9 protein-coding genes are annotated in these 17,555 nt (G+C 65.7%); 3 read left to right on the top strand and 6 right to left on the bottom strand.

Features of this window, described 5'->3' with window-relative positions; translation table 11 throughout:
- Positions 1 to 1,053: 1,053 nt before the first annotated feature.
- Positions 1,054 to 1,497 (top strand): hypothetical protein, encoded by a 444-nt coding sequence (locus VB737_RS09875; protein WP_500312644.1) that lies wholly within the window; start codon positions 1,054 to 1,056, stop codon positions 1,495 to 1,497.
- A gap of 125 nt (positions 1,498 to 1,622) precedes the next feature.
- On the opposite strand, the gene VB737_RS09870 is transcribed toward VB737_RS09875, so the two are convergent.
- The 4 genes from VB737_RS09870 to VB737_RS09855 are packed head-to-tail and all read right to left on the bottom strand — an operon-like array spanning position 1,623 to position 8,132.
- A complete protein-coding gene (locus VB737_RS09870; RefSeq protein WP_500312643.1) occupies positions 1,623 to 3,173 on the bottom strand; it encodes a DUF4422 domain-containing protein in 1,551 nt (516 codons plus the stop codon).
- Positions 3,167 to 4,129, bottom strand: a complete 963-nt coding sequence (locus tag VB737_RS09865) for a hypothetical protein (protein WP_500312642.1) — start codon at positions 4,127 to 4,129, stop codon at positions 3,167 to 3,169. Before VB737_RS09865 ends, VB737_RS09870 begins: the two co-directional genes overlap by 7 nt.
- Entirely contained in the window at positions 4,129 to 4,908 is a 780-nt protein-coding gene (locus tag VB737_RS09860; RefSeq protein WP_500312641.1) for a hypothetical protein, read from the bottom strand. Before VB737_RS09860 ends, VB737_RS09865 begins: the two co-directional genes overlap by 1 nt.
- 2 nt (positions 4,909 to 4,910) lie before the next feature.
- The gene (locus VB737_RS09855; RefSeq protein WP_500312640.1) at positions 4,911 to 8,132 is read right to left on the bottom strand and encodes a sulfotransferase family 2 domain-containing protein; all 3,222 of its coding nucleotides are present in this window, start codon (positions 8,130 to 8,132) and stop codon (positions 4,911 to 4,913) included.
- Positions 8,133 to 8,401: 269 nt separating this feature from the next.
- Between VB737_RS09855 and VB737_RS09850 the strand changes: the two genes are divergently transcribed.
- Positions 8,402 to 15,463 (top strand): hypothetical protein, encoded by a 7,062-nt coding sequence (locus VB737_RS09850; RefSeq protein ID WP_500312639.1) that lies wholly within the window; start codon positions 8,402 to 8,404, stop codon positions 15,461 to 15,463.
- 263 nt (positions 15,464 to 15,726) lie between these two features.
- Here the strand turns inward: VB737_RS09850 and VB737_RS09845 are convergent, their stop codons facing one another.
- Complete coding sequence (locus VB737_RS09845; protein ID WP_500312638.1) at positions 15,727 to 16,065, bottom strand: hypothetical protein; 339 nt, start codon at positions 16,063 to 16,065, stop codon at positions 15,727 to 15,729.
- A gap of 515 nt (positions 16,066 to 16,580) precedes the next feature.
- A complete protein-coding gene (locus tag VB737_RS09840) occupies positions 16,581 to 16,823 on the bottom strand; it encodes a hypothetical protein (protein ID WP_500312637.1) in 243 nt (80 codons plus the stop codon).
- A gap of 200 nt (positions 16,824 to 17,023) precedes the next feature.
- On the opposite strand from VB737_RS09840, the gene VB737_RS09835 reads away from it, so the two are divergent.
- The coding region (locus VB737_RS09835; RefSeq protein WP_500312636.1) for a substrate-binding domain-containing protein at positions 17,024 to 17,555 on the top strand (532 nt) is incomplete at its 3' end.

Genomic DNA, 17,555 nt, shown 5'->3' with positions numbered 1-17,555 from the left:
TCGAACCTCCAAAGATGACATCGGTCATGGCCCGGCCTCCCCAAATTCAGTGTGGCTATGGGCTTTGGATTTGGCCGTGGGTGTTTCGGACGCGAGGGCGTGCAGAGCTGTACTGGTACGTTTCCTGGCAGAGGGGGTCGTCGGACACTGAGGCCGCAACCGCTGTTTCGACCTACCTTCGGCGTCGGGCTGTTTGGAATGCAATCAGGGCTGAGGCCAGATTAAAAGGAGAGCACATAACAACATATTCCTTCCGTCACGGGTATGCCCTACGCGCCCATGAAGTGGCCAGGATGTCAACCAGGACGACGGCCGTACTAATGGGGCATTGTCCAAAGACCCACAATGGTTACTATGGAAGATGGACTGACGAGGAAACGATTGACGCCGCGATGCAGCAAGCTCAACGAAGAATTAAGGCACGCCAAGACGAATGCCAGCAGAGACTCTCCTAAGGCATAAGCGGCATGCTGGCGCCGGTTCTGAGCTCCATACCCTCACAGCCAGCAGCGAGCAGCAACATGCCCAAACGCCGTACCCCAGCGGGCTCGGCACCCGTGGAACTCTGGCTTCCCACGAAAAGGGCAGCGGCAGCACTGGGCATCTGCGGAGCAAAGCTGAAACGCTACGCCGACCGCGACGGATTCCTGATCCCGGATCTGCACTGGCGGCACGGGGCACACCCGAACAGCCCTCGCATTGGGGAGATTCACGGGTGCCGCGCCGCCATCACCTGGAGGGGACGGCACGGACACCGGAACGCGGGAGCGAATTAGAAGTCACTGGGGACATGACCGGATCACTCCCAGGCCTACCAGCAGCGAACCGTGAGAGCTGCCGCGCTGATATCTGCCGGAGGGTTCGGATCGGGCACAAGCTCCTCTCCGCCGCAGGGCCTGAACCTGTCACTGACCGATGCCTGGTCGACTGAGATATCAGGAAAACCAATGGCCAGGGCTTCTCCAATCCTAGCGACGTTGACACCACCGCTTCCGCCCCACTCCGCGACGCGATTACAGATTGCACAAAGCCGCACTCGTCCTTGCAGCCACCGTGATCACCGGCGCCACGCTGTCAGCCGGTACTGCCAATGCGGAGGTGCCTCTCTTCGCTGCTCGCTGCTCCATCAGCATCTCGGCCGACTCCAGCTCTGAAGGCGAGGTGTACGTGAACGGCAAGGTGGCGAAGCTGATCCGACGGCCCGATGGGCAGATCACCGCCCAGTCCGGAGGGGTATTTGTGGACATCACTCCCCGCGGAAGCCAGCCGCCACGGGTCAGTTACACCGGCAAAGACAAATCCATCGGCGTCTGCGAAATCCTCTCGTTCAAAGCTCCCACAGGCCATGGTGGCTTCAGCAGCGGCCACCGCGCCTCCAGCTCCGAGCGCGCCGGTCAGGGGCGTTTTGATGCAAGCGGCCCGGTGCCCTGCACCCAGAGCCCCAGCCAGCCCATGGGACAGTGCCAGGCGCGGGTGGCCCGGGATCCGGGGGGCTGACCTGAGCCAGGCGGACGGCAGCATGCACTTCAAGGCCACCAAGACCGGCGATCTCTACCGGATCGAAGCCGGAAAGGAGCGCTTCGAAATCGTGGAGGCCTTCATCTACGGCGGCTGAGGATGATCTAGACCAGCCGGAGGATCGGTGGCTCTATCAGCTCCACCCCCTCCGCCTGCTGCATCAGAACCCAGGCGCTGAACAGCCGCTCCGACAGGAAGCTCAGATCACGTACCTGATAGGGAACGCGGGCCTCCCGAGATGGAATCTGCTGTTCCAGCGCCTGTAGGATCGGAAACCAGAGGGAGCAGAGCTGCTCAAAGCGCTCCCAGGAGCAGAGGAAGAGATTGCAGTTGTAGAGACGATTCGAACCCATCATTTCCAGGAAGTACGGAGTCAGGGCTGGAGCGATCGCTTCCACAGCCATGTGCAGCAGCAGCAGATCCTGAAAAATGTGGTACTCACCATAAAGTGCAGCATTGCTACGGCGTTGCACCACGGGGCGCTTCACCACCAGGCGGTTGGCGCCCAGCCACTCCGCCGGAGGGGGAGCAAGCAGCCGTTGCGGCTCCGGACCCAGTTCCGCTGCGGCGAGCCTTCGCTCATCGAGCCCCAGAGCCGCCTGGGGCTGAAGATCAAAAAAGCGGCGGTAGTGGCAAAAACCCACGAAGGCACTGCGAGGGCCCCGCTGCCAGACATCGAATACGGCCGAAAGCTCTGACCAGCGGGAATTGTTCAACCGCAACGGCGCCTCACGATCCGAGAGCACGGAGGTGTCCGCCGGCAGGGCATCGGCGGCGGCCCCCACCAGAAACGGAGTGAGAATGTCACTGCCAAAGCGTGGCATTCCCTGGTGAGAAACGCAGTGGATCCGCACCGGCACCGGCGACGGCGGGCGGTTGTGGCTGCGGGAATCACTGTGAAGGCTGGATCGGAATAAGGACGTAGTGTGCGTGCGGGTGGCCATTCCCCCCGGGGCCAAGGCCGGGCCTACGGCATCAGGATCTGCCGATGGCACCACCTCGAACAGCAGGCTGTAGGGGCAATCCCGATCGCTGCCATGGAAGGGCGGATCGGCAGCGGATTTCTCCAGCAAAGCCGTGAGATAGCGGCGACTGAAGGGCGCCACCTCATCCAGCACCACACCGGCCAGGTGCTGGAGCATCGATTCGTTCACCTCCACCCCGGGGGAAACCCCCAGCGCCAAGAACTCCTGCAGCAGGCTCACCAGGGAAGGCAGCCCCCGGGCTCGATGCTCCTCCAGCCACTCCGGAACCGGCAACTGGAGCGCGGTGTACCACTGCTCCAGTTCCCGTTCCGCCTCCTCGGCCCACTCGGCCACCGGGCAGGCGATCCAGGCCCTGGATCGCGTGACCCGCAGCAACTCCCGCAGGGCCTGGGGGCGATCCTCAGCCGCTAGGTGCTCCAGCACGTCCACACAGAGCACCAGATCGAAACTGCGATCCGCGAAGGGCAGCGTCAGGATGCTGCCCTGGCGCAGATCCAGCCAGGGGGTGTCCGGCTGGCAGAAATCCCGTTCGAGCCCCACCACCGGGCGCTGGAGGTAGCGGGCGATTCCGCCGGGGCCGCAGCCCACCTCCAGCACGCTGCGCTGCGGATCCGCCAACTCCGGAGTGCGCTCCAGGATGCGGCTGTAGCGAACCCGCCAGTTCAGCATGGCGACTCCAGGCCCTGAGAGGGGCTCCGCCCTGCCGCAACCGCCCGCTCCAGCCCCCAGTAGATGGATTCTTCGAACGGCATGGCCAGGGCCCGCATCAGGCGCTGCCGCACCAGGAGTTCCTCTTCCTTGCTGAGCAGGCCATTGCTAAAGCGCATCTCGAGCGAACCCATGCTGCGCACATGGGTGAGGGGGGCCAGATCCACCGCCGCAAAGCGCCAGTCCTGCAGATGGGCCGCGCAGAGAGGCAGGGCGAAGCGATCGAGTCCATAGCCGCTGCGCACCCCGGCTCCGAAGGGCATCACCAACTCGAGCAGATCGTTGCGGATGAAGGGGGCCATGATCTCCACGATCGGCACACGATGCAGGGAGGAGCCCACCCGCTGCCGCAGCCAGCCATATTCGCGGCTGAGGGAACTGCTGAAGCTCACGGCGGGCTGGGCAGCGGAGAGGCCATGGATGCGGGCGATCGCCAGCAGGGTCTGGATGGCCGAGGTGGTGAGCAGAACATCGTCGTCGAGGAAGGCCATGTAGTGGCCCTCCGGCGGGGGCTCCAGCCGCTGCCAGGCCTCCTGCATCAGCTGCCCCTTGCATTCGGTGGCGATGCTGATCACCGGCCAGCCGTGGGGGTTGGTGCCGGGCTCGAGGCCCTGGCCGGTCCAGTCGAACAGCACCACCCGGCAGGGAAGCGGCTGATCCACCACCAGGCAATGGCGGCCGCGCTCACAGGCGAGCACGATCAGATCGCCGGGCCGGGCACCAGGGTTCTGCACCGGACGGCCCGCGAGGATGGGATCTACCTGGTCGAGGCCCTCCACGGCGGCCTGCATCTCCGGCAGAAACTGATCGCTGTGGCTCCCCAGAACCCAGCGTGACCACATCTGCCGCTCCCGATCGGAGCGGTCCACCAGCAAGGGGACGGGAACGGACCAGGCTTCGGCTCCCGGATGGGCCATCAGGATCGTCCGGGGAAGGGAGAGGCACTGCCCAGCCGGGCACGGGCAAGGGCGAGGAACGCCCGGTCCTCGGCATAGGTGCGCTCCAGCGCCTGCACGGCCTCGGGCAGGAGATCCTCCACGTGCAGCGTTGGCTGCGCCTCCTCGGCGGGAGCCCCGGGGATGGGGGTGCCACGCACCCGGCTCCAGTGGGCCACCAGATCGGGGATGGAGGCCGGATCGAGCAGGGTGGTGTAAAGATCGGCCCGGCCGCTGAGAAAGCGGCTCTGGGGCAGGGTGCGCAGACACCAGTCCCAGTCCCGGGGCCAGGAAGGCTCCAGGGCCAGGGCTACCTGGTTCATGCGCTCCACAGGGGTGGCGTGGCCCTCGCCACATGGAAGGGCGTGCAGCCTGCGGCGGCAGGCGGCCACGAAGCGCTCGATCGGATCACGCCAGACGGCCACCAGGCTTCGGTGACCCGCCAGCCCCTCAAGCTGGTCGGCGTGTAGCCAGCGGGTGTGGGCGAGGGCCAGCGTCTGGACCTCGGCGGCAGCGGTGGCAGAGGCTGAATCCTGCGGATCTGGCCAGGAGCCCGACGCCAGCAACCAGGCCCACTGCAGCTGGAGGTGTCCATTACCAGGCACCCAGATATAGACCGCATCGGAGCCGAGCGGGAGCAGGGGAATCCGGCAGGCTCCCGCCAGGAGATCACGCTGCAGGGCGTCCACCGCGGCGGAGCTGGAGAGGCGGAACCCCGGGATGGGATCTTCCGCCCGCAGGGGCGGAGTGGAGCGGACCATGGTCAAGCGGCGGCCGAAACCGTCTCGCCGCTGGCCGGCACGGGATCGGAATCGCTGGCCTGCGGTCGGGTGATGCGCTGCACCTCACTCCGGAAGGCATCCGCCACGCTTCGATCCTGGAAGAGCCGGTGCTTGCGCTCCCGGATCCGCTCCCGGATGGAGGCGGCAAAATCACCGTCCTGCAGCAGCCGGACGGAAGTTTCGACATAAGCATCCCGGCTTTCGGCCACCAGTTCCGGGATGTCCATCAGGGAGAGCATGGCCACGGTGTGGCGCCCCCGCATGTAGGTGGTGGGACAGGTGAGCACGGGGCAATCGAGCGAGAAGGCCTGGAGGGAACTGTTACCGCCGTTCCAGTCGATGGTGTCGATCACATGATGGGCGATCGCGAACAGGCCCATGTAGTCGCCGTAATCGAGGCGGGGCAGGATCCGCACATGCTGGTCGATGTCCAGACCGCGGTGCTCGAAATGGGGTCGCAGGCGGGCATGCAGGCGCTTGGCGATGCTGCCATGGCCCATGTGACCGATCAGGATGATCAGAGCCTCGCGGTGCCGGGCTGCGATTTCCGCGAAGGTCCAGTCGTTGCGGGGATGATATTTGAAGCTGCTCTGGGTGGAGAGCAGCAGCGGCCGTTCCCGGGGGAGGTCATAGGCTTCATAAAGCCGCTGCCCATCGTGCAGGGCCACGGGGATCTCGTAGTTGAGGCCCGTGCCGGGGAGGCGGAGCAGGGTTTCGCTGTAGTGGTCTTCGTTGCCGGGGGGCTCCATGCCATCGGCGCCGAAGAAGTACTGGATCGTGGTGGATCCACTCGTGATCGGATGTCCCCAGCCGAGGGCCTGCACCGGGGCGAGCTGCAGCACGGAGATCACCTTGCTGGCCGGGTGCATGCCCACATCCGTGTAGAGGAGCAGATCGAGTTGATCATCAAGGATCTGCTGCAGGGCGGGCTCGGGATTCTCGGCCCGCAGGGGCATGTAGCGATAGGTGCCGAGGGCGGCAAACCGTTCGGTGCCGGAATCCTCCCGATCACCGATGTTGTAGGTGTAGATGGAGAAATCAGGCCGCTGGGCGATGCCCTCCAGCCAACCCAGGGCCCAGATGGAGCCGTTGTGGTTGTGGAGATGGGCCGAGATCAATCCCACCCGGATCGGCGTGGCATCCGCCACCGAGCGCTGGGGCAGGGGCTGCATGAAGCGGTCGAGGCGCGGCCGCAGCACACGGTCGAGCACTGCGGCGTAGAGCTCCTGCAGGGGCCGGTCGTCCTCCATCTGATAGGCGAGATAGAAGTTGGTGATCGACCAGGCGTGGGAGTACAGCAGCTCCCAGATCGGATCCTCCTGGGAGAATCCATCCAGCAGAGCCAGAAGATCCGCCAGATCATCGTGCCAGCGCTGCCGTGTCGCGGAAACCTGCTTCTCGCTGTGGAACAGGATGGGCAGGACATGCAGACGTTGCATCAACTGCAGCCGCCGATCCTCGGCTTGATCCGCAAGCGCCAGGGCGTCGTCGTAGCGATCGAGTTCCAGCAGGCAGTTGATCCTCCCCTGCAGGGCCACCACCTGCTCGGCCGGGCTGATGGGCTGCTGAGCCAGCTGGGTGAAATGCTCCAGGGATTCCTGGTGCTGGCGATCCTGCATCAGGGCCTGCGCCAGGTTCTGCCGGGAGGGGCGGAAGGCGGCATCGATGCTGAGGGCATGGCGATAGCTGGCCATGGCGGCCTGCGTCTCCCCGATCGCCGCCTGGGCCAGACCGAGATTGTTCCAGGCATCGGGATAGGCCGGCGCGAACTGAAGACAGAGCCGGTAGGCCTCCACGGCCTCCCGCTCGCGGCGATGTTCCCGCAGCAGGTTGGCCAGGGTGAAGGCCGCCGCCGCCGAACCAGGCTGGTCGCGGAGCAGAAGACGCAGTTCCCGCTCGGCCTCCTGCAGCTGGTCCAGTTCGATCAGGGCCAGGGCAAGGTTGTGGCGGCACTCCACAAAGGAGGGGAACTGGCTGAGGGCATCGCGGTAGAGCCGCAGGCCCTCGGTGGGGTTGCCCAGGGCGCGGCAGCAGTTGCCGCCGTTGAACAGCACATAAGGGGTGAGGAAACCCTGCTGCTGGGCGGCTTCGAAACAGCGCAGCGCCCGCTCCGGCACCCCGAGCTGCTGATGGGCCAGACCCTCCAGGTAGGCGATCTCCCCAGCGTGGGGATGGCCCTGGAGGCCGGTCACCAGATCGATCACCTCCTGGAGTCGTTGCTGGGTGAGTGCCTCGTAGAGGTGCGACAGACCGGCCTCGGGAAGGTTATGGGGCGGCCATGCCCCTGGGTCGGGAGACACCGCGGGCAGGGGCGGGCGCTGGAGGGCGTCCCGCGCCAGGGCCAGTTCCTGTTGGAGCTGCTGAAGATCCCGCTGAAGTCCGGCGATCTGGAAATTGCGATCGCGCAACTGCTGGAGAGGATCGGCGAGTGCGTCGGGATCGGCGGGGGCCAGGGGCCGCTGTCTTTTCTTGCCTGGATGGGGCAGGCCATAGCCAAAGGCATCTAAATCAGCGCCATAGATTTCCTGGAGGGTGCTGAGGGATTCAGCGCCGTAACTCTCGGGCCAGCGTTGTTCGAGGCGCTGGCGAAAATGGGCGTTGTAGTTGTGAATTTCCTGCTCCAGCCGTGCCTGCAACTGAGCCGTGAGGTGGGGACGCAACAACTCAGCGAGCTTTGGTACAAGATCACTACGATCAAGGCGATGGTTGATCTGCAGCTCGGGCTGAAACCACTCGTTCTGGGGCTGCAGGTGGCCATCGCGCCGCAGCCAGTGCCAATGCTGGCGCAGAAACGCAACGAAGGCCTCGAACGTGCATGGCAGCGCTGGATCTAGCCCAGCACTCTCCTGTACCGAAGCGTTCAGGGGGAGATAGGCAGGATCGGCCAGGTGCAGCTTGTCGTGCCAGAAGGACAGCAGCCGCTCGCCAGGGTGGCGGGTCACCCCCAGGCGGATCGCGTGGGGATCCGCAAGGAGCGCCTGGGCTTCGGCGGGAGGAAGCTCCGCAAGACTGGGCAGGCCGTGCACCGCGGGCCGGTGAATCGCCAGCGCCGGTCGGGTTTCATCGTGGGCAGCGGCGTTGGGGGGCTCGCGTCCCGCAGCGATCACGGCGACCCGCTTGAGCAGGGTGGAGGCCACCTTGGGGATAGGAAGCACAAGCAGCCGCGCCGGTTGCACCACCAACAGGGAGCTGCTCGGATACACCAAGGGAGTTCCACACTGCTGGACGCTGGCGATAGCGTACCCCTGGCATCCTCGCATCCTCAAGCGGGCGGAACAGGGACAACGCCGCTGGGGATCACTCACCGACCCCTCGAAAGAGCCCAGCAAACCCTGTGCCAATTCCATTAATGTCTACCTACCAGCAAGCAAGAAGGGCGGCGATGGAAAAGCTGCAACTTGAAAGGAAATCCTGAATATTCCAGTGGAACGGCTGGGTAGTTCGCAATAATTTCCCTTCTTTCCCCGTAGCTATGCCCCTGAACGCCGTTCTGCTGGCCCTTGCCCTCAAGCTCGGCGGATTCCGGCGTACCGGCAGGCGCCGCAGGGGGGGGAGGAATCGACGCTGGAGCCAGTCGGCCCAGACGATTTTTGCTGCCTGGGCGGTGCTGGGCCAGCTCGCGCCTGCCCTGGTGGGCGTGGGGCAGCTTTCCGGTGCACCCGCCCAGGCACAGATCACCTCCATCCCAGGCAGTTACGGCGGCGGCACGCCCAACAGCAGCTCAGCCACTGGAGACGGGGCGTTTGCGATCGGCCGGGCCGCTAACGCCAACGGCAGCGGCGCACTGTCGCTCGGCAACCGATCCACCGCGATCGGCCAGAACACCGTGGCCATCGGCGTGGAAAGCGTTGCCGACTCCAGCCTGATCGACACCTCCGGATCGGTGGCCATCGGCTTCCGCAGCAATGCCACTGGCGTGGCGGCCACCGCCTTGGGCGATCAGGCCCAGGCGATCGGTACAGGTGCAGCAGCTTTTGGATTTGAATCCGTAGCCAATGGCAGTGGTGCCACCGCCTCGGGCCAAGGGGCCACAGCCAATGGCAGTCGCGCCACCGCACTGGGTGACAGCGCCAACGCCACCGGCACCAGCGCCACCGCACTAGGCGACAGCACCACCGCCAACGGTTTCAGCGCCATCGCACTGGGTGACAGCGCCAACGCCACCGGCACCAGCGCCACCGCACTGGGTTTCAATGCCATCGCCACCGGCACCAGCGCCACCGCACTGGGTGACAACGCCAACGCCACCGGCGCCAGTGCCACCGCCATCGGCAGCAGCGCCAGTGCCGATGGGTTCAGGGCGACGGCATCCGGAACCAATGCCAACGCCTTGGCCAACGATGCTTCCGCTTTCGGGAGCTCAGCCGCAGCACGCGCAACCGATGCCTCCGCATTCGGTGCCAGCGCCCAGGCCAACTTCGCCGGTTCCACCGCCCTCGGCACCGGTGCTGCGACCACACGCGCCAACCAGGTGGTGCTGGGCCGCTCCGGTGACACCGTCACCATCCCCAACCTTTCCGGCGCCGGCAGCGGCCTGATCCTCGCCAACGACGACGGCACCCTCTCCCGCTCCGCCGTCTCCGCCGCTGCCATCAACAGCCTCAACTGCGTCGGCACCGGCGCCAACGCCGTCTGCTACGGACCGGGCGCCAACGCCACCGGCAGCTTCACCACCGCCATCGGCTCCGATGCCAATGCCAGCGGCTTCGGTGCTACAGCGACAGGCTTCCAGGCCAACGCCAACGGCGACGGCGTTACAGCGACTGGCTTCCTGGCCAACGCCAACGGCACCGGTGCCACCGCTCTTGGGGCACGTGCCAACGCCAACAGCACCGGTGCTACGGCAACAGGCAGTGAGGCCAACGCCAACGGCATCGGCGCTACAGCGACAGGCTTCCTGGCCAACGCCACCGGAATCGGGGCCACCGCCCTGGGCGGCGACGCCAAAGCCAACGGAAACGGGGCCACTGCGATGGGCCTGGCTGCCAATGCAAGAGCCGCAGGATCCACCGCTCTGGGTGCAGGCGCCAACGCAGGCAGCGGCAGTGCCACGGCCGTTGGACGAGACGCCAACTCCACCGGCACCGCTGCCACCGCCCTTGGCTCCAACGCCAGAGCCGACGGAGCTGGGGCAACTGCGATGGGCCGGCTAGCCAATGCAAACGGTATTGGATCCACGGCTTCAGGCTTCAGGGCCACAGCCATCGGTTTCGGCTCCACGGCCTCCGGTTTCCAGGCCAGAGCCAATGGCCCCGACGCCTCAGCCTTCGGTGCCGGCTCCAACGCCAGCTTCACCAACTCCACCGCCCTCGGCACCGGTGCCACCACCACCCGCGAAAACCAGGTGGTGCTGGGTCGTCAGGGTGACACCGTCACCATCCCCAACCTTTCGGGTACCGGTGAGGGCCTGGTGATCGCCAACGGCGATGGCACCCTCATCCGCTCGGCCAACGTCAGCGCCAACGCCCTCAATTCCCTCAACTGCGTCGGCACCGGCACCGATGCCGTCTGCTACGGGCCCAATGCCGTCGCCACCGGCGACTTCTCCACCGCCATCGGTGCCGGTGCCACCGCCAACCAGACCGGTGCTCTCACCGTGGGCGCCAATGCCAATGCCAATGGCAGCGGCAGCACAGCGACCGGCCGCTTTGCCACCGCCAACGGCAGCGGCGCCACGGCAACCGGCCTCGGCGCCACGGCCAACGGCAGCGGCGCCACCGCGACCGGCCGCGAGGCCTTTGCCAACGGCGAAGGCGCTACTGCTACTGGTCTCCTGGCCACGGCCAACGCCACCGACGCGTCTGCCTTCGGTCGCTCCGCTGCCGCACGGGCAACCGATGCCTCCGCGTTCGGTGCCGGCGCCCAGGCCAACTTCTCCGGCTCCACCGCCCTCGGCGCCAATGCCACGGCCAACGGCAGCGGCAGCACAGCGACCGGCCGCTTTGCCACCGCCGACGGCAACTTCACCACCGCCATCGGCCCCGATTCCTTCGCCAATCAGCCTGGAGCCACCGCACTCGGCAACTTCACCACCGCCGATGGCGTCAAGGCCACCGCACTGGGTGACAGCTCCACGGCCGTCGGCGACCAAACCACCGCTGTCGGTGCCAACGCCTCAGCCACCGCCTTCCGCGCCACAGCCCTGGGCTCCTCCGCTACTGCCGCTGGCATCGGCTCCACCGCCCTCGGGGCCGCCGCCAATGCCGATGGCATCGACGCCACTGCGCTCGGGGCCAACGCCAACGCCATCGGCATCGGTGCCACCGCTCTTGGGGCACGTGCCAACGCCAGCGGCCCCAGTGCCACCGCAGTGGGCAACAGTGCCTCTGCCACCAATGGATTGGCGACGGCCATCGGCTTCAACGCCCGGGCCGACCGATCCGCCACCGCCCTCGGGGCCGGCGCCCAGGCCAACTTCTTAGGCTCCACCGCCGTCGGCACCGGTGCCGCCACCACGCGCGAAAACCAGATCGTGCTCGGTCGCAGCACCGACACCGTCACCATCCCCAACCTCTCCGGCAGCGGCGATGGCCTGATCCTCGCCAACGGCGACGGCACACTCTCACGCTCCGCCGTCGCCGGCGCTGCCATCAACAGCCTCAACTGCACCGGCAACGGGGCCGATGCCGTCTGCTATGGCCCCAATGCCGTCGCCGACGGTGACTTCTCCTCCGCCATCGGTGCCGGTGCCAACGCCACTGACGAGCGGGCCTCCGCTCTTGGCAGCAATGCCACCGCCTCGGGGCAAGGCGCCTCGGCCGTCGGGTCCCAGGCCAGGGCCAATGGCATCGGTGCCACCGCCTCGGGATACCAGGCCAATGCCAATGGCCAGGGCGCCACCGCCCTGGGCCAAGGCGCCTCTGCTGTCTCCACGGGAGCCACCGCTTCCGGCTTCCAGGCCTCCGCCAGCGGCAGCGGCGCCACGGCCTCCGGGTTCCAGGCCAGGGCCAATGGGGCCAATGCCTCGGCCTTCGGTGCCGGCGCCAACGCCAGTTTCGCCGGCTCCACCGCCCTCGGCACCGGTGCTGCAACCACCCGCGCCAATCAGATTGTTCTCGGACGCTCCGGTGACACCGTCACCATCCCCAACCTTTCGGGTACCGGTGATGGCCTGATCCTCGCCAACGGCGACGGCACACTCTCACGCTCCGCCGTCTCCGGCGCTGCCATCAACAGCCTCAACTGCACCGGCAACGGCGTCGATGCCGTCTGCTACGGGCCCAATGCCGTCGCCGACGGCAACTTCTCCACCGCCATCGGTGCCGGTGCCAACGCCACTGACGAGCGGGCCTCCGCTCTTGGCAGCAATGCCACCGCCTCGGGGCAAGGCGCCTCGGCCGTCGGGTCCCAGGCCAACGCCACCGGTTTCGGCGCCACCGCCGTAGGCAGACAGGCCACCGCCAACACCGCCGGCTCCACGGCCCTGGGCTTCCTGGCCAACGCCAACGGCTCCGGCGCCACCGCCGTGGGCGAACAGGCCGCAGCTACCGGCATCGGAGCCACAGCGTCGGGCTTCCTGGCCAGGGCCAACGGCGTCAATGCCTCAGCCTTCGGTGCCGGCGCCAACGCCAGCTTCGCCGGCTCCACCGCCCTCGGCACCGGTGCCGCCACCACACGCGCCAATCAGATCGTGCTCGGCCGCAGCACCGATACGGTCACCATTGCCAACCTGTCAGGTACCGGCAACGCCCTCATCCTCGCCAACGGCGACGGCACACTCTCACGCTCGGCCGTCGCCGGCGCCGCCATCAACAGCCTCAACTGCACTGGCAACGGGGCTGATGCCGTCTGCTACGGACCCAATGCCGTGGCCAATGGTGCCTTCTCCACCGCCATCGGGGCGGCCGCCAATGCCTCCGGCAGCGGCGCCTCGGCACTGGGCGCCAATGCCACGGCCAGTGACTCCGGGGCCAGCGCCTTCGGACTCAACAGTCAAGCCACGGGCAGCCAAGCCACCGCGATCGGGTCGTTCGCCAATGCCTCGGGTTCGTCCTCTGTCGCGGTCGGCACGCTCTCCCAGGCCAGCGGAACCGCCTCCACCGCCCTCGGAGCCGGCTCCGTCGCCAATGCCCCCGAGGCGTCCGCGCTGGGTGCCGGGGCTCAGGCCAACTTCGCCGGCTCCACCGCCCTCGGCACCGGTGCCGCCACCACACGCGCCAATCAGATCGTGCTCGGTCGCAGCACCGACACCGTCACCATTCCCAACCTCTCCGGCAGCGGCAATGGCCTGATCCTCGCCAACGACGACGGCACCCTGCAGCGCTCTCCCGTCAGCCCCAGCGCCATCGCTGGTCTGAACTGCGTGGGCACCGGAGCCAACGCCGTCTGCTACGGCCCCAATGCGGTGGCCAACGGCATTGGGTCCACCGCCCTCGGTGCGGCAACGACGGCCACCGGTACAGGCACCACCGCCCTCGGCAGCAGCGCCCTGGCCAACCAGAACGGTGCGATCGCTCTTGGTACCAGTGCCGTGGCCAATGGCATCAACGCCACTGCCCTCGGTGCCGGTTCCAGTGCCAATTTCTCGGATTCTGCGGCGATCGGCGCCGGTGCCGCTGCCACAGCACCCAATCGCATCACCATCGGCACCAACAGCACGGAGGTTCAGCTCACCTCCCTCACGGGAACCGGATCGCCCGGCGTCGTCGACGTGCTCACACCCGATGTCAATGGCGTTCTGCGCGTCACAACGCTGCCGACGAATGTCTCCACCTTCTGCAACCGCACCGGAGCAGGCTCCTCCTGCTACGGCCCCAATGCGGAAGCGCTGGGCGTTGGCGACACCGCGATCGGCGCCAATGCCCGGGCCGACGCCAACATCGGTGCCACCGCTCTGGGTGCCTTCACCGAAGCCAACGGCAACGGTTCCACCGCAGTGGGTGTGGGCAGTGTCGCCGACGGGGATGGATCCGTGGCCATCGGTTTCGGAGCCAACGCCGCCAGCAGCAACGGTCTGGGCTCGATCGCCGTCGGCAGCCTCAGCAATGTGAGCGGTGAAGGATCGGCAGCGCTGGGCCTTGGGGCCCAGGCCAGCGGCACCAACACCCAGTCGTTCGGCACCGCGGCCCGCTCAACCGGCACGAACACCCAGGCCTTTGGGGCCGGTGCCTCCGCGAACGGTGTGAACGCCATGGCCTTCGGCCCAGGCGCCTCGGCCAACGGCCGCAATGTGGTGGCGATCGGCACCAACGCCAGAGCCGAAGGCTTCAACACCAATGGTGTGGCGATCGGCACCGACGCCTTCGCCTCGGGCACCGATGTCACTGCCGTGGGTGCTGGCGCCAACGCCAGCTTCGCCGGCTCCACCGCCCTCGGCACCGGTGCCGCCACCACACGCGCCAATCAGATCGTGCTCGGTCGCAGCACCGACACCGTCACCGTGCCCAACATTGCCGGCCAGGGCACAGAGCTGGTTGCTGCCAACAGCGATGGCACCCTGGTGCGGTCCGTGGGGATCAGCGCCACCGGAGGCGCCTTGACGGTACAGAACGGACTCACCGTTGGCGGTCCCACCGTGCTGAACGGAGGCGCCACCATTTCCAATGGCCTCACCGTTCAGGGAGGTGCCAATGTGGACACGTTGAATGTGACGGGAGCCACCAATATCGGTGGCAGCCTCAACGTGAGCGGCCCCTCCACCTTCAACAACAACGTGACCATCAACGGTGGGCTTTCCGCCACTGGTCCCGTCAGCCTTACGGGGCTGGCCAACAACAACAACTTCGCCGTTGACAAATACCAATCCGGTCAACGGCGGCTGCTCACCATCGACGGGAGTGGAAACGCTGGCACCTCCCGGGTCACCGTTCCCCAAGTGGAAACCGCAGTGACCCAGACGGTACCCCGACTGGAGAATTCCGTTTCCCAGCTCGGCAGGGCAGTCGAAACCACTGGGGCCATGGCAGCGGCTTTCTCAGCAGTTCCCGAGGTGTCCCTCCAGGATGATGAACCTGTGCGTTGCGGCTTCGGGGTTGGCGGTTTCGGCTCGCAGTACGCCGTAGCGGCTGGCTGTGCTGTGCGCGTGGCGGATCGGGTACATCTCAATGGCGCCCTCTCCTACGCCCCCTCTGTGGACTACGGCTACGGAACCACACCCTCTGTCGGCGGCCGACTGGGCTTCTCCTTCCCGTTAGGCAAGATTGACAGGAGCCGCTCCCCCCAGGCCCAGCAGATCGCTGCCGTGAATGACGATCTGATCGCCCTTCGACAGCAGGTAGACCAACGCGATCAACTGATCAATGACCTTAAACAGCAACTCGAAAAACTCGTATCCTCCCAGGAGATTCGTGGCAGCAGTCGGCCACAACCATCCGAGGCCACTACACAATTGATCGCGCTATTGAAGCAGAGGATTGAAGAGCTGGAGAGCGAGAAGAAGAATTCCGAGGAAGAAGACAAGCGGCAGAATGGGATCATTCAGCAGCTACAAGAAAAGCTTGCTGACCAAGAATCACGCTTCAAGAATATGATGGAACAAATACGAACCCTGCTGCCCGGCGGCAACGTATCGCTCGACCCCACTAAGCAAAAGTAAGCGCGGGTTTCCGCGGACACATTTTTGCCTTTCGTCCCCCTCCCCACAACCACCAAGCAGCCGCCATGCATCGCACAGCCACCTTGTTTCTCAGTATCAGCCTCCTCAGTGCATCTCCAGTCGGCGTGCAAGCCCAGCAGAACCCAACCTCATCAACGGTATCCGATACCCAGCTGCGTCAGCAGTTTCGCAATGGCTTCCTCCGCGGCTGCCAAGGAAGCAATTTCCCGGGAATCCGCAACAAGACAAGGTATTGCGCATGCCTAGCTGACGCGTACAACAATCGCTACGATGGCTCCACATTGGCAGCAATCTCTCAGTTCGCGACCACAGCCGGCAACGCCGGAGCCACACTGGTCAATCTGATGATGCAGCCAGAAATTCAGCAGTGCAAGGCAGCGAACTCCTGACAACCGCAATTGGAGAAACTTGACCGCAGCAAGCTGGGCAATATAGCCATAAAAACCTGACTCTACAGCAGGCTTCAAACTGTATAAATCAATTTTCCTGACTAGAGAGGCTCTCATAAGCACTCCAGCCCCTATCAGATCGACAAGCTGCTGGGAGATGCTCTTGGCGGAGCGACCGAAGAAGGTGATCAAATATAGCTTCGCTTCACGGCAAACCATGGAAATCAAACGTTCGCCTCAACTTCTACAGGGATTGACCCGAAGGGTTCTCAGAAGCCAGGACACCCGTTACTCCGCGCAGACCAATGAAAACCTTGCGACGCACCTAGGAGCCTGTCGCGCATAGCCCCACCGCCCGCTTCTCCACAGACGCCCTGAAATCTGCCCAGATCCCAGTGACAGCAATGGAACTGGGCGGGAGAATGGGGAATGAGAAAGCCCAAACCCTTCCGTCCCTGGAAGCCTGGGCCGACACCCTGCCCATCCGCATCACCGCCCCAACGCTTGAGGAGCTGCAACACGAGGCTCGCGAGGCCCTGATCGACCACCTGGGGCCGGCCCATTGCACGGTTCGGGTGCGCGTGTGCCGCGGCCCCAGTGCTGCCGTCAGCAGCATCCGGTCGGTGTAGCGCCCTGCAGCTCTCTGCCGCTGATCACAGCGGCTGGTGATGGAGCAGGCAGGGCGGCTCAACTGCCATGGATCGCGCTCAGATCGCAGCGCTCCTGCGCTGCTGGGCGACATAGAGGGACGTACCGCCGGCCGCCAGGACCAGGCCACCGCTGACGGCCATGAACACAAGGGTCTGGAGCATCAGCAGGTCGAGGCCCAGGGTCGAGAAGGGTGTGATGCGCACCTTGGCCATGATGAGCCGTGTCAGCAGCACCAAAAACGTGGCCTCGAGGGCGAGAACCTTTGCCGCGGTGAACGGGCAGAAGGGGTTCAGCAGCACGGCGGGCTCCCAGATTTCCCATGCTGCTGGCCAAACAGGCGTCTCGCGGCTGGCGCTCGCCTGGGAGAGCCCACTGCGGGGGCAGAACTGCCATCACTTCCCCCTGTGACGGAGAAATATCACGACCGGAGCCGAGACAACCAATCCTTAACCATCAACAAGAATTGATGGGTCAGATTGTGGTGCCTCTCTCTCTGGCCATGGGCGCCAAGCAACTAGGTTCCGTCGCGCTGTGCCTGCTGCCCACCCTGGCGGCCCTGCTCTCCGCCTGCAACTCTTCTGAGCCGAAAGCCACCTCGACCATTCAGATCAGTGGCTCGAGCACCGTGTTTCCGGTGATCAAGCGGGCGGTGACGGCCTACCGCAGCACCGAGCAGGGCAAGACAGTGAAGCTGGAGCTGAGCGAGGTGGGCACCAGTGCCGGCCTACGCCAGTTCTGCGCCGGCGAGATCCCGATCGCCAACGCTTCACGACCGATCAGTAGCAAGGAACTGAAAGCCTGCGCAGGCAATGGCATCACCTTCATCGAACTGCCGCTGGCCTTCGATGCGATCACCGTGGTCGTGAACAAGGACAACACCTGGGCCCAAGCGATCAGTACCACATGTCAGGCGACAGCGAAAACTGGTCCAGATGCGACACGAAATCTGGCCCCCCTCTGCGAGCCACTGACCAGGCCCAGCGCCATGACCGCGGTGCTGTCACCTCTGGAGCAGAGCTCCCGGGATGCGG

The organism is Synechococcus sp. BA-120 BA3 (assembly GCF_034931285.1).
GTDB lineage: Bacteria > Cyanobacteriota > Cyanobacteriia > PCC-6307 > Cyanobiaceae > Cyanobium.
This window is presented reverse-complemented; position numbering and strand designations above follow the sequence as displayed.

Coding starts and splice junctions, on each gene's coding strand:
- VB737_RS09870 (WP_500312643.1), bottom strand. CDS start 3,173: ATGCTGAACTGGCGGGTTCGCTACAGCCGCATCCTGGAGCGCACTCCG.
- VB737_RS09865 (WP_500312642.1), bottom strand. CDS start 4,129: ATGGCCCATCCGGGAGCCGAAGCCTGGTCCGTTCCCGTCCCCTTGCTG.
- VB737_RS09860 (WP_500312641.1), bottom strand. CDS start 4,908: ATGGTCCGCTCCACTCCGCCCCTGCGGGCGGAAGATCCCATCCCGGGG.
- VB737_RS09850 (WP_500312639.1), top strand. CDS start 8,402: ATGCCCCTGAACGCCGTTCTGCTGGCCCTTGCCCTCAAGCTCGGCGGA.